Source organism: Streptococcus suis (assembly GCA_002831545.1).
Lineage (GTDB): Bacteria > Bacillota > Bacilli > Lactobacillales > Streptococcaceae > Streptococcus > Streptococcus suis_P.
Genome location: CP025095.1, coordinates 339,104 through 352,840 on the forward strand (window position 1 = coordinate 339,104; position 13,737 = coordinate 352,840).

Genomic DNA, 13,737 nt, shown 5'->3' on the forward strand with positions numbered 1-13,737 from the left:
TGTTTAAATTAAAATTTACAGACAATTCAAAGAATGGTATAATAGGAGCTAGTTTGACACACATCAGTGTGATGATAAAATGAAAAAATAGGTGAACTATGGCACAAGAACAGGAGAAAATCTCCAGAGAAAAGAAAAAGCCCTCTTGAAGCGGCTCAAAGAACGCATCAAGCCCAAGATGAAGCTGGTCTATTTGGCGGCCTTTCTATCCTGGGTGCAATTTTTGATGCGGATTATTTCCTTCTACCTGATTGCTAAGGGTTTTGTGACCTACTATGAGGGCGGACAGGTTGATTTAGTACGGTTTGTCCTCATCTTGCTAGGTCTCAATGCCTTTGGTTATGGTGCGGCTTTGATTGCTAAGCGTTTGCAGGGCTTGGGTTCCCAGTTTGCTCGGGATTCGCTCAAACAGTCCTTCTTCGAGGCTCTCTTGGCCAAGGACGGTCAGTTTGAGTCAAAAGCGACAGCGGCGGATGTCTTTAACATCGCCTCACAGGGGATTGATAGCCTGGATACCTACTATTCCTACTACATGGCATCTTCTCTGCGGACCCAGTTCAACTGTGCGACCGTTCTCTTGCTGGTTTTTCTGATTTTCCCGCTGGGTGCGGTCATTTTCATCTTGGCTTTGCCTCTGATTCCCATTTCTATCATCGCTATGCAGAAGCGGTCCAAGCGGATTATGAATCGCTACTGGGGCTCCTACATGGATGTGGGCAATCTTTTCCTAGACGACCTCAAGGGGCTTAATACCCTTTATTCCTATCAGGCGGATGAGACTTATGAGAAGACCTTCAATGAGCAGGCCGAGGACTTCCGCGATGCGACCATGGAGTTGCTCAGTTTTCAGCTGCAAGCGGTGGGCTACATGGATACGGTCATGTATCTGGGGATTGGCTTGTCTGGTTTTGTGGCGGTCAATAGCCTAGCGGCAGGCAATTTGTCCCTCTTTAGTATGCTTTTCTTTGTCCTCATTGCGACGGAGTTTTTTGCACCCATACGGGAGCAGGGCTACGGTATGCACTTGGTTATGATGAATACCAAGATGGCGGATCGCATTTTTGGTTTCTTGGACAGTATGACAGCGGAGCAGGAAATCGATTCTGTCCATGTGCCTGCTTTTGACAGTCTAAAACTAGAAGATTTGGCCTTTGTCTACGGAGAAAAGCCAGTCCTAGAAGATATTTCTATGACCATGACAGCTGGAAAGGTCTATGCCTTGGCAGGTGAGTCAGGGCAGGGGAAAACGACCTTGGCCCAGCTGCTCTTGGGACGCTTGCGGGCGGATAAGGGAGCTATTTACTTAGGTGAGCAGGAGGTTTCGACTGTCAGCCAGTTGTCTCTGAATGAGCAGGTCCTCTATGTATCGGGCCAATCAACCTTACTTAACCAGTCTATCTATGAAAATTTACGCATGGCTTGTGATTGGTCCAAGGAGGACATCTTGGCTTGGGCAGATCAGCATGGGGTCTTGCAGTTTGTTAAGCATTTGCCAGATGGGTTGGACACGATTGTTGGTGATGATGATGCTTTCTTGTCGCCTGGTCAACGCCAGCAGGTTATCTGTGCCCGTGCGGTCTTGACCAAACGCTCCCTTTATATCTTTGACGAGGTGACCTCCAGCGTTGATCAGGACAATGAAGGTTTGATTTACGACCTCATTAACTTGGTGGCCAAGGATGCGATTGTTATTATTATTACACATAAGATGAAGCAGGTGGAGCAGGCAGATGATATTCTCTTCTTGTCTGCGGAGGGGGCTGTGACAGGCAACCATGCCACGCTTTATCAGACTAGCTCGGCTTATGGTCAGCTGGTTAATCAACAAAGAGAATTGGAGGAAGCCGTTTATGGATAAGAAAGAAATGCCAACAAGTGTGCTGATTCCGAGACTCTTGCAGTCCATGAAGCACCTCTTGCCACGGATTGCGGTGGCGGTTTGCTTTGCGGTCTTGGGACAGGTGGTGACCATTGCTATTCCAGTAACGCTGGTCTATCTGGCTTTTGATGCCCTTACTGGCAATCCTGCTCCGCTATGGACCTTGGGAGCCCTAGTTATTCTAGCTCTTCTGCGGGGTGCTTTCCGCTATGGCGAGCATTACTTTGGTCATTATGTGGCCTTTCATACCCTGGCGGCCTATCGTCGTTTGATTTTCGCAAAATTGCGGGCCTTGGCTCCTGGGAAATTGGACCGGCAGGACAGTGGTAGCCTGCTCAAGATGATTGGGGAGGACATTGAGGCCTTGGAGGTTTTCTTTGCCCATACTATTGCACCCATTTGTACAGGGATTCTGGTGGCTCTTGGTTTGACAGTCTATTTCGGTCTATCTAGTTGGGGGTTAGCTCTTCTAGCTTTTGTGACCTATGCCCTTTTGGCGATTGCCATTCCAAATCGTTTTGCTCAGCAGTTACAGCCCTTGCTCAAGGAGCAAAATGCCAGCCGCAAGGGTTATGTGTCCTATTTTATTGAAAGTCTCAAAAGCATGAAGGACTTGATGCAGTTCCAGCAGACAGATGCTCGTTTTGCCAAGCTGACGCAGAAAAGCCAAGAGGTCAATGGTCAGGAGAGAAAGGTCGCTCAAACTAACTTCATGCAGTATGCCGTTTCCTTCTTGGTGGTAGGCCTGTCTATCATGGGCTTTGCCTGGCTGACCTTCGACTTGGTTGGCAGTCAGAGTTTGGACTTAGCGACAGGAGTAGCCCTGCTAGTTTCTTTCACTAGCTCCTTTGCTCCCTTCTTGGAGCTCAGCCGTCTGCCGCTTGGTTTCAAGCGGGCTATGAATGCTGGTCGCAATATCTATGCTCTTTTGGATGAAAAAGAAGCAGAGCGAACAGGTGAGCTTGTTGAGGTCAGCATGACGGACATTGCTATTGAGCAACTGGACTTCGACTATGACGACCGAGAAACAGAGCTTTATCGCAACCTGTCTGTCCAGTTTGAACAGGGGGGGGATTATTGGTTTGGTCGGTGAGTCCGGTGCAGGAAAATCGACTTTGATGAAACTAATCATGCGGTGGTATGACTGGCAGCAAGGCCAAATCCGCCTGTCTGGCCTGGATAGTCGGCAGGTAGATAAGGCACATTTGCAAGGCTCTTTTGCCTATGTACCACAGGTGCCGCAAATCTTCCGCCAGACCATTCGGGAAAATCTTGTCTTGGGGCGGATGGATGTGTCAGACGAAACCATCATGGACTTGGCAGAAAAATGCCACATGAAAGAACGAATTTTGGCAGCACCGCAGGGCTTGGATACGCTAGTAGAGGCTAGTGACTTTTCAGCAGGAGAAGGGCAACGTTTGGAACTCATGCGGGCCTTGCTCAAAAATGCAGACTGCTATATCTTTGATGAGCCAACTAGTAACCTAGATTCGCTCAATGAAGCCCGCTTTATCCAACTGGTTAAGGAACATTGTCAGGGCATGGTCTTCTTGATTTCTCATAGAAGTTCGACCATGGCCTGTGCGGATACCATTTTCCGCTTGGAAGACGGGCAATTAGTAAAGGAAAAGTAAATGAAGAAATTACAAGTAAAAGATCTGATGGTAACAGGGGCTTTTGCTGCCCTCTACTTTGTTTGTGTGGGTCTAGGAACCTTGTTGAGCTTGGTTTTTGATCGTTCGGGTAACATGATGTATGCACCTGCTGGAGCAGCCCTTTTGGCAGGACCTGTTTATATGTTATTGGTAGCCAAGGTTGGTAAATTTGGTTCCATTAGTTTGGTGGGTGCGGTCATGGCCTGCTTCTTTTTCCTGTCAGGCTATATGACAGCGGCCTTTCTCCCAAGTTTGACCTTTGGTTTTTTGGCAGAAATGGTAGCGAAGTCAGGTCGCTATAAACAAAAATGGACCAATCTTCTTAGCTATGTCATTTTCTCTTTTGGAAACTTGGGACCTATTATTCTTATGTGGTTCATGCGAGATGCCTATGAGGCCAATCTTTTGGCACGTGGAAAATCAGCAGAATACATCGCTCGTATCATGCTTGATTTCACTCCAGAGAATGTGCTATGGTTGTCAACGACCATTATCTTAACAGCTCTTATCAGTGGTTTGTTTGGTCAATACATGCTTCAGCGCTATTTTAAACAATCAGGTTATCTTTCATGAAATTAGATGCTCGTACAAAAATTCTTCTCGTCATCTTCACTAGTTTTACCTATGGGATGAGGCTTACAATATTAGAAAATGCAGTGCTGGTCTTAGGCCTTAGCCTGCTTTTCTGGTTTTCTGGAAAGCGGAAAATGGCTATAATGAGTCCGATAGCCTATTCTATTTTTTGTCTGTTGTCCTATATTACATTTTTACCAGCATGGCTGACGCATTTGTTGCTTGTATTGACCTATACATGGCCTCCGCTTTTGGCAGGGCATCTATTACTGATGACGACAAGTGGTTACGAACTCATTCATGGTTTGCGGAAATGGTACCTGCCAGAGGTATTTCTTTTGACGTTGGGAGTAATGTTTCGTTTCTTACCTGCCATTAAACAGGATGCACGTACGATTTGTGCCTCTTTGAAGGTTAGAGGAATTTTTTTACGGAAGAGAGATGTGGTTTGTAAGCCACTCCAGTACATGGAGTTTTTCTTGGTTCCCTTGATGATGTCTCTCTTGCGAACAGCTCAGGAATTGACAGTAGCCAGTCTGACAAAAGGTTTGGCTGTATCTACGAAATCACCTGCATATATTCGGTCGTCTTGGACCGTGCTAGATTGGAGTCTTTGTTTATGTTGTCTCGGTTTTCTGATTCTCGTCCGGCTGTGACGGTAAAAAATGTAGCATTAACTTATTCAGGAGCAGATAAACCAGCCTTGCAGATAGAGGATCTGACCATTCCAGAAGGCCAGTGTGTTGTTTTATGTGGGGAGAGTGGCTCTGGGAAGTCTAGTTTTCTCAAGGTGTTAAATGGTTTGACGCCAGAATATTATCCTGCTCAGCTTTCGGGACAAATTTTCTTAGGGGACTTGGATTTACAAAAATCTAGTCTGGAAGAAATATCTCGGCACATTGCTTCAGTCTTTCAGCATCCGTCTACTCAATTTTTTCATAGTCAGGTCTTGCAGGAATTGGTCTTCCCTTGTGAAAATCAGGGTTTGTCAAGAGAAGAAATCGAGAATCGCCTGGCTTGGGTTATGGAATTATTTGGTTTGGCTTCTCTTAGTCAGCGAACGATTTCCAGTCTATCAGGTGGTCAGCAACAACGTCTAGCCTTGGCCGTTGCAGCTATGCAAGGGACAGATGTCTTGGTTTTAGATGAGCCGACTGCCAACCTAGATCAGGAAGGGATTGTGATTGTAGAGGACATCTTGAAAACTTTAAAAAGCCAAGGCAAGACCATTATTATTGCCGAGCATAGACTGTCTTATCTCAGTCAATTGGCAGATCGCTATTTATATTTTCAAGATGGGCAAGTGGTGACGGATTATCTAGCAGATGAGTTTTTAAGTCGGACAGAAGAGTGCCGTCAGGATATGGGCTTGCGTTGCTATGATTCGGCACCTTATGGACGAGCAATAGCAGAGCGAGCCAGTCAGTTTGTCAGTGATGAGCAAGGTTTGCTTGTTGAGAATTTGTCTGTCAGCCAGTCAGGAAACCTTCTATACCAGATTGAAAAACTCTGCTTGGCACCAGGTCAGGTGGTTGGTCTGGTTGGTCCTAATGGCTCTGGCAAGACGAGTTTGGCTCAATTTTTGGTTGGTCTGGCAGATGATAAGAAGGCTAGGATTTCTTGGCAGGGGCAGTCCTTGACCAGTCGCCAACGCCTTGAAAAAACAGCCTTTGTCATGCAGGAGGTCCGTCTGCAACTCTTTTCTGAAACAGTTGCTAGGGAACTAACCTTGGGTCAAAAAGATGAGAAAATTGATGAGGATTTGGTCAGCCGTTTTCGCTTGGAGGACTTGCTGGATAGGCACCCAGTCAGTTTGTCGGGTGGTGAGCAGCAACGCTTGATGATGGTGGCTAGCTTATTGGCGGACAAGGAGATTCTTGTCTTTGATGAGCCAACTAGCGGTTTGGATTTAAGACAGATGCAGGAAGTAGGCAGGGCTCTTCTTGAAGTAAAAAAGAAAAATAAATTAGTGCTATTGATTTCCCATGACGAAGAACTCTTGGAGCTGGTTTGTGATAAAATAGTGGATATCAAACAGTTGAGATGGGGAGTATGAACAAACAGAGGAAAGAAATACTAAGGATTGCTTTGCCTGCCATGGCAGAAAATATTCTTCAAATGCTGATGGGGATGGTGGATTCCTATCTGGTAGCTAGTCTTGGGCTTGTTGCCCTTTCAGGAGTGTCTTTAGCTAATAATATCTTGGCGGTTTATCAGGCACTATTTATTGCTCTAGCGGCAGCTATTTCTGCACGCTTGGCTCAAATGCTGGGACAGGGTAAGACTGAGAAGGTGAGCTATCTTGCTAGTGAAGGTCTTAAAGTGACCCTATTTGTCAGCTTGGTTTTAGGGGTGGTTGCAGTTTTGGCAGGTCCGTCCTTGCTGATAGGTTTGGGAGCTGAAGTTGCTGTTGCCAAGGCAGGTGGTCTTTATCTCATCTTGGTTGGTGGAGACATTCTCTTTCTCGGTCTGATGATGAGTTTTGGGGCTATGTTAAGGGCTTTAGGTCAGCCTCGTTTTCCTATGTATATCAGTCTGCTTTCCAATCTCCTCAACGCTCTCTTTTCGGCTTTTGCTGTTTTCGTGCTTCATGCTGGCGTGGCTGGAGTTGCACTTGGAACAGTCTTATCACGGCTGGTAGGTTGTTTTCTGCTGTGGGCAAAGCTGTCTATCCCTTTTGAAAAATGGACATGGTCTTGGGATGTAGAACTCATTCGTCTTGCTTTACCAGCTACTGGGGAACGCCTGATGATGCGGGCTGGAGATGTGGTGGTTGTTGCCTTGATAACTAGCCTTGGAACAGCAGTTGTAGCAGGCAATGCTATTGGAGAAACGCTAACCCAGTTTAACTATATGCCAGCCATGAGCATTGCTACAGCAACCATTATTTTGACGGCTCAACATCGACAGGATCAGTTAGCGGTTCAAAGGATTTTTAAAACGAGTTTGCACCTATCACTCATATTTATGCTTTTGATGGCGGCAACGACTTATTTTGCAGGTCCGTTTTTGACCAGTCTGTATTCAAGAGAGCCTCAAGTAGTTCAAGCCAGTCAGACAGTCCTACTCTATTCTATGCTCGGAGTTCCTGTTACAGCAGCTACCCTTATTTTAACTGCCTTGTGGCAGGGCTTGGGCAATGCCAAGCTACCCTTCTATGCAACTAGTTTAGGGATGTGGCTGGTCCGCATAGGTCTTGCTTATTTGCTTGTAGGTATCTTTCAGTTGGGGTTGCAGGCCATTTGGATAGCAACCATAGTAGACAATGCCTTTCGTGCAGGACTTTTGTATGTTCAATATAAGAGGGTAGGAAAAGTTAAAACGGATTAAGGAATATCTAAGAAAACTTTCAGTTTCGTTTAAGTTTGTAGATATATACTATCATCAAGCTAGAAATAGCGAAATTCTTTTTCATATAATCTCCTAGAAGACAGTCGACTGCGGTCGGCTGTTTTCGTGTTTCTATGTGTTTTGAAAATTTTATCCATTTACCTGGAAATTTATGGTCGTTTAGACAATACCTTTGGTTATAGTTGTTTGAATTAGGAAAAGTCTAGCATCAAGTTATAGTGTCAGTAGCCCACTCTCAAAATAACTCTAAAATTTTCAAATTTATAAATGCAAACACGTCCTGTTTTAAATTCAATTCGTTATAATTCAATGCAAGAAAAGCTGGGCAAGACATCTATGATAGCTCCGCCATTCTCTATTTCTAGCTCAACCTAGCTTTCGCATTTTTATGCTCGGGCTGAAACATTTCAATGAACGGTTTAACTCCACTGGATTATTTAACCTAGTTGTGCTGTACTTTGTAGAAGTGACTGGTAGCTCGTTGCCTTTTACTAAAAGTAAACTGATATTCAATGAAAATCTATAATTACCGGAGTTTATACCTGTTTACACCAACTGAAATAATAATGTTAATGAAAACACAAAAAGCGTTTCTCCCCATTCTCTCCATTTTGGTCTCAATTTTATACTATTTGTTGAATAATTTGTCAAATGTTGATATAATGACATTGGATAATATATATATATATGCTTGATTGCGTATGTTTTATATATAGAGCAAGTTTTCTTTATATAAGGAGTGTATATGAATCGTCAGCGATTTAGCAAGAACTTTGATGAAATTGACCGTAAGAGTCAAGTGAAGATGTACAAAGCTGGTAAAAACTGGGTTCGGAAAGTAATATCTCAGATTAGTCTTTTACGAGTAATTCGTAGCCGTGATGATGTAACCGCTAACATAAGCACTGTTGAAAATAGGGATTGTTTGGATAATCGATGTCATGAATACTTGAAGTCTATTTTAGCTTTGGGGGCGGCAATTACAGGTACTTCTGTTTCACCGACTGCTTTTGCAGAAGAGTATCCTCTTGTTGTGGAGCAAGAAGTAGAAAGTAGTATTGATACTCTTGTTGATAAAGATGTAGTAATTGTTGAAAGAGTTTCTTCAGAAATAATTGTTGATAGTCACCTACTGATTTCAACAGATCCATCTCCATCATCAAATGTCAACCAATCCATTGATCGCATGGTTTCAGCTAGTGGCAGTGAATCTGTTAGTGCTTCCTCCTCGGCTAGTGGCAGTGAATCTGTTAGTGCTTCCTCCTCGGCTAGTGGCAGTGAGTCTGTTAGTGCTTCCTCCTCGGTTAGTGGCAGTGAGTCTGCTAGTGTTTCCTCCTCGGTTAGTAGCAGTGAGTCTGTTAGTGCTTCCTCCTCGGTTAGTAGCAGTGAGTCTGTTAGTGCTTCCTCCTCAGTTAGTGGCAGTGAGTCTGTTAGTGCGTCAGAGTTGGTGAGTACATCGGTTAGAGAATCATTGTCAACAAGCGAAAGTGAACCGCTGAACGCGAATGGAACTGTGAATAAATCAGAAACCATTCGTATCGCAGCAGAGTTGGAATACACCACACTGGACAATGCCATCCGCAACTTAAGGCACGCCCTATCTTTCCCAGAAATTTTTGAAGAAACAGGGAATGAAGAAAAGTATGGAAAGTATCGACAAGCCTTATCTCTTGCTAGACTTGCTTTAGAACAGGCCATCGCCCTTAGGGAAAAAGACTCGGTCAGTCAGGTAGAGTTAGACGCTATGGCCTTAAAAGCGGGTCAAGCTGCGATAAGTTTAAATGGTCGAATAGCCCAAATCAATCCGATTACGGCTGTAGAGGGGACAAGTACTCGAGCAACGGATACTGTAAGACCGGAGATTCTTAAAACAAATGACCTAATAATCTTCAATAAAAGGACGATTACAACTCCATTAGTTTTTGGAGAGGTTAGAGAAGCAAGCAATCCTTCTTCATGGAAAGATTTTGGTATTAACTATGCATCCAATACCTATACAGCTGATAGTATAAAGGGAGGAAATAACATTCTTTTGGACTTCCCTGGTTTACAAGTAAGACATAGTTTGAAAACGGGGACGAGAGATGTATATCAGATAACAATATCTGGAACTGCTACCTATAAACAGGAAGTAAATGGAAGAACATATTTTACTCGTGCTCCGTATATCGTGGATGGCGCTGGGAATATACCGCTCTTTTATGTCAATGGAGCATGGAAGGAATCTAAAATCATCATTGTTGAAGTGGAAGATGGGAACCATTACATCAATATGAATTGGGGAGAGGCAGTAACCTCTAATAAACTGACTGAGAAAGCTAGCCTGCATACTAAAGCTGGGAACCCTTGGACTGATAAAAACGTATTGAACAATATTGTGATTCGTCCAACGGGTCAACTTCCAGCAGTGAATGAATCCAAAAACGTTGCTGTTGACCTTTCTGTAAACGGTCAATCGAATACAGCAACCGCAAATATTTATGTTAATTATCCTCCTCAAATAACAACTGCAAGCAATATGTATGTATTTAAGGGGGAGAGCGTAAATAGACAACTTATTCAGATAACAGAGAGTGGACCAGCGAATTTTGGAGGAACTGTAAAAAGTGCTACCTTTAATACATATGTACAAGGGTTAACTATATCGACAACTGGTTTGGTGCAGGGGACGGTTCATGCAAATGCAACTCTTGGAAGATATACACGTACTGTTTCAGCTACAGACAACCTAAACAACACTAATACATCAAATTCATTCGGAATCTATTATATGGATTTAACTGGCGGAGAGTTAACGTCTGAAATTGGTACAAAAATTACAAACGATCAAATTAGAAATTTACTCCTTGCTAATTTACAATCTGGTGGAGAAAGTGTATCAAGCAACGTAAGCTTTAGTATACCTGAGCATGAAATGAGTTTAGGAATACAAACAATAAATGTTGTAGCAACAGGTACAAACGGGAACTCGAAGACCGTTCAAGTGAAGTTGAATTACCGAGACACCCAAGCACCTACCGTTACAAGAACCCAGTCCGTTATTTACGTATTTGATAATGTACCAATTAAACTATTGAATCCGAACAATCCTCAAGCGGTTTCTCCAGTTGCCGATAAATTAAAAATTGCAACGGTTACGGATGTGTCTGGAGTGGCCACGACTGCGGACATACTCACCGCTGTAGAAGCTGAAAATGACAACAAAAAAGGTTTGACCGTTACAGTTGAAGGAAGTACGGCTAGTCCAAAAGAAGTCTTTGTCTCGGGTCAAACCGCAGCCTCTTTCAATCTGCCATCTGGATTTTACAACAATTTCGTTAAAATTGCAGATACCCAAGGTAATGCGACTACCTATCAAACAGAAAGTGCCAAATTTAAAATGCACTTGCTGGATACGAGTGTCACGCCTATTGTCGCACGAGATATTGATGCGACAGGTTTCACACGTGTGACGGCAGAAGATATACTCAATGCAGTCAATGTAGACTATGGTGCTGTCACTCAAGATGAGCAAAATGCAGTCAAAGTTCGCAAGGAGCTTCTGTCAAATTCAGATACAGGAGACAGGGTAACTCTTGGTACAAAAAGGGCTACAGTGCGTGTCTACACAGCTAGCAACACCTATAAAGATGTTGATGTTACGTTCGACTATGTAGATAGAACTAGACCACGTATCACCGTCAAGAAAGATGTTTCTGTCTTTGCTAATCGACCTGTTGAATTGATCGAGCCAAACACAGCAGCTCCCGTAATCGCAACCGATAGCTCAATGCCGTTGACCTATAGTATGCCAGATGCATCAGGAGTGACGGTCAATTCTACTACAGGTAAAGTGCAAGGAACGCTTAGTGCTACTGGTGCTGGATACTATACACGTGCGGTTACAGTGCTGGATGCTCATACTCAACAAAAATCAAAAGCAAACCAGTCAAGTGTTTTTAAACCATTGTCTACTAACAATTGGTTTTAAAATAGACCAATCTAACTCTCGTATTACTTCTTGAAGCTTGTTTATCACATCGTCTAGTGTTTTAAAAGCTTTATTCTTAAACCCTCTCTTTCGAATCTCAGCCCAAACTTGTTCAATTGGATTCATTTCAGGAGTATAGGGAGGAATAAACTCAAAACCAATATTATGTGGTTTCTCTAAGGTACTTGATTTATGCCAAACGGCATTGTCCATCACTAATAAAATATAATCGTCAGGATAAGCTTCAGATAGTTGTTTGAGAAAAACATTCATCCAATCTGTATTACAGCCCCCAGCGATAATGAAGAAGGACTCTCCTGTATGGGCATCAACAGCACCATAGCAATAGCGATACTCACGAATATAGTGACTATGTACATGCGGTCTCACCCCTTTTGGTGCCCAGGCCTTCCCAATTTTACTGATCCGACCGAAACCCGCCTCATCTTGATACATTAGCCTGACTTTATGATAGCGACGACTATTCTTGAAGCGCTTTCCTGTTTTCGTGAATGAAGATTTTATTTTTAGACGCTAGAATCGTTTCGGCGTCTGCTTTTTTAGGGTGTTCTGGTCTTGGCGTCACTTTGCGCCAACCATGGCGTTTAAGAATGGCATAGAATCCTTCCTTGGTCGTAGGGTGTCCAACCCGTTTCTGATAAGCTTCATAGAGAGAGTTTATCGTCACAAATTCGCCATTTAGTGAGGCTGTTAACTGTTCTTTTAGAAACGCTTCCTCTTCTTGAAGGGTTAAATATTGACGGTTCCGTCCACCTCGCGTTTCTCTTACTAGAGCTGAAATCCCCTCAAGTTCGTACTTGCGCTGTAAGGACCAGATTGTATACTTTGAATAGCCGATGAGGTTAGTGATTTCCTTATAGCTAAGACCTTCTGCTCTGAACAAGATAACTTGAAGTCGTCTATGAAATGGAGAATAGGTTTTATCTTTCAAATAAGTTTTTAATTCTTTCGTTTGTTCGATAGTAAGTTTCATAAATCTATTATAGGTTAGTTTTTGTTTTTTGAATAGTATCAAAACAATAGCATAACATCAGGTGATTTTTGGATTCGATCCCTGTTTATCAATAATATGGGGAGCGATGGGACTATTACAGCCCTTGAGCGTGAGTATGGATTGGTTCCGACAGCAGATGATATTAAAAACCATGTCACAATAACGGGTGTAGATAACAATGGTCCAACGATTACCAAAGAAGTATTAGGAACTATTCCGAAAAATGTTAATGGACATGTACAAGTCCAGTTAACAACGAGCGAAGGGGTTCGTACTGTTGTGACTGTACCAATCAATTACACCAACCAACGTCCGATTATTAACGTGCCAGCTAGAAAAGAAATCCTTCGAAAACCAGTGGGGCAATCGACCACCATTGACTTGTCCGAAGGTGTGACTGTTACAGATAGAGAAGATGATCGTTCTCCATCAGATAACCTGACGACATCTGTCAAATATGAGATTGTAGATAGTACCAATCAAGTAGTGAGAACGGTTGGGCCTAGTACAGCATCAAAAATAGTTGACCTTACAGATCTTCCTGCAGGGGATTATACAGTTAAGATTTCTGCGACAGATTCTGGAGCAACAACACCTGTCGTTGCAACCTATTCCCTTCGTGTAAATGTGGATACAACACCGCCAACGGTTGCGAATGCGAAGTCAGACATTTTTGTTTTCAAAGGAGTAGCAATTGACACAAATGCAACTGTAACAGGGGAACAACCATTGAAATGGGCGACTATTTCGGATGATATTGCTGTGACAGACATTGTTGGAAGAAACAATTTAGTTGGTCTCTCGTTGGACTTGAACGGCAATTTAACAGGAATAAGTAATAGTACTGCAGGTTACTACAGTAGAAGTTTGACTGTTACGGATGGTACAAACAGTGCAACTGCTGTATCAGTCAGAATCTTTGTCCTTGAGCCAAGTGGGGAAACAACGACACGGATTCATGGGCACCATGTGCGTACAACGGATTTTGCCAATCTTGTGACATTGACATCTGGTTCTGGGTATGATAGCAATGGGTTCAAAGCAGCTGCTGGCTTGACATTTACACCAGTAGATGCACAAGGAAATGCTCTAACAGATAATCAATTACCAAAAACAGGGACAGGAAATCAAGTTCGTGTACGAGTGACGACAAGTCAGGGGGTTGTGACCTATGTAACGGTAACTGTTAATTATGATGCAAACACAAATCCAAGTCTAACGGTGAGCGATCAGACGATAGACAAGGGAGATGTGAGAGGAAATTCTATCGATTTATCAAGAGAAGTTACGGTTT

At 43.3% G+C, this 13,737-nt stretch carries 7 protein-coding genes and 1 pseudogene; 7 read left to right on the forward strand and 1 reads right to left on the reverse strand.

All coding sequences use genetic code 11. The features are described from left to right. The first annotated feature begins 91 nt into the window (after positions 1-91). The 7 genes and pseudogenes from CWM22_01775 to CWM22_01805 all read left to right on the forward strand — a co-directional run bounded on the left by CWM22_01775 (position 92) and on the right by CWM22_01805 (position 11,428). Entirely contained in the window at positions 92-1,858 is a 1,767-nt protein-coding gene (locus CWM22_01775) for an ABC transporter ATP-binding protein (protein ID AUC90741.1), read from the forward strand. Further along, positions 1,851-3,513 (forward strand): annotated as a pseudogene (locus tag CWM22_01780) (ABC transporter ATP-binding protein). The gene CWM22_01775 and the pseudogene CWM22_01780 overlap by 8 nt, the downstream one beginning before the upstream one ends. Beyond that, positions 3,514-4,107, forward strand: a complete 594-nt coding sequence (locus CWM22_01785; GenBank protein ID AUC90742.1) for a hypothetical protein — start codon at positions 3,514-3,516, stop codon at positions 4,105-4,107. After that, on the forward strand, positions 4,104-4,763 hold the full coding sequence (locus tag CWM22_01790) for an energy-coupling factor transporter transmembrane protein EcfT (GenBank protein AUC90743.1): 660 nt from the start codon (positions 4,104-4,106) through the stop codon (positions 4,761-4,763). Before CWM22_01785 ends, CWM22_01790 begins: the two co-directional genes overlap by 4 nt. After that, the gene (locus tag CWM22_01795) at positions 4,727-6,163 is read left to right on the forward strand and encodes an ABC transporter ATP-binding protein (GenBank protein AUC90744.1); all 1,437 of its coding nucleotides are present in this window, start codon (positions 4,727-4,729) and stop codon (positions 6,161-6,163) included. The genes CWM22_01790 and CWM22_01795 overlap by 37 nt, the downstream gene beginning before the upstream one ends. Next, on the forward strand, positions 6,160-7,437 hold the full coding sequence (locus CWM22_01800; GenBank protein AUC90745.1) for an MATE family efflux transporter: 1,278 nt from the start codon (positions 6,160-6,162) through the stop codon (positions 7,435-7,437). Before CWM22_01795 ends, CWM22_01800 begins: the two co-directional genes overlap by 4 nt. A gap of 766 nt (positions 7,438-8,203) precedes the next feature. After that, a complete protein-coding gene (locus tag CWM22_01805) occupies positions 8,204-11,428 on the forward strand; it encodes a hypothetical protein (GenBank protein AUC90746.1) in 3,225 nt (1,074 codons plus the stop codon). On the opposite strand, the gene CWM22_01810 is transcribed toward CWM22_01805, so the two are convergent. Next, positions 11,387-12,422, reverse strand: a protein-coding gene (locus tag CWM22_01810; GenBank protein ID AUC90747.1) for an IS630 family transposase whose coding sequence is annotated in 2 segments (ribosomal slippage) — positions 11,387-11,927 and positions 11,926-12,422 — 1,038 coding nt in all. Because the reading frame shifts where the segments join, the coding sequence is not laid out codon by codon here. The two genes, CWM22_01805 and CWM22_01810, sit on opposite strands and share 42 nt — an antisense overlap. Between the last annotated feature and the right edge of the window lie 1,315 nt (positions 12,423-13,737).

Coding starts and splice junctions, on each gene's coding strand:
- CWM22_01805 (AUC90746.1), top strand. CDS start 8,204: ATGAATCGTCAGCGATTTAGCAAGAACTTTGATGAAATTGACCGTAAG.
- CWM22_01790 (AUC90743.1), top strand. CDS start 4,104: ATGAAATTAGATGCTCGTACAAAAATTCTTCTCGTCATCTTCACTAGT.
- CWM22_01795 (AUC90744.1), top strand. CDS start 4,727: ATGTTGTCTCGGTTTTCTGATTCTCGTCCGGCTGTGACGGTAAAAAAT.
- CWM22_01800 (AUC90745.1), top strand. CDS start 6,160: ATGAACAAACAGAGGAAAGAAATACTAAGGATTGCTTTGCCTGCCATG.
- CWM22_01785 (AUC90742.1), top strand. CDS start 3,514: ATGAAGAAATTACAAGTAAAAGATCTGATGGTAACAGGGGCTTTTGCT.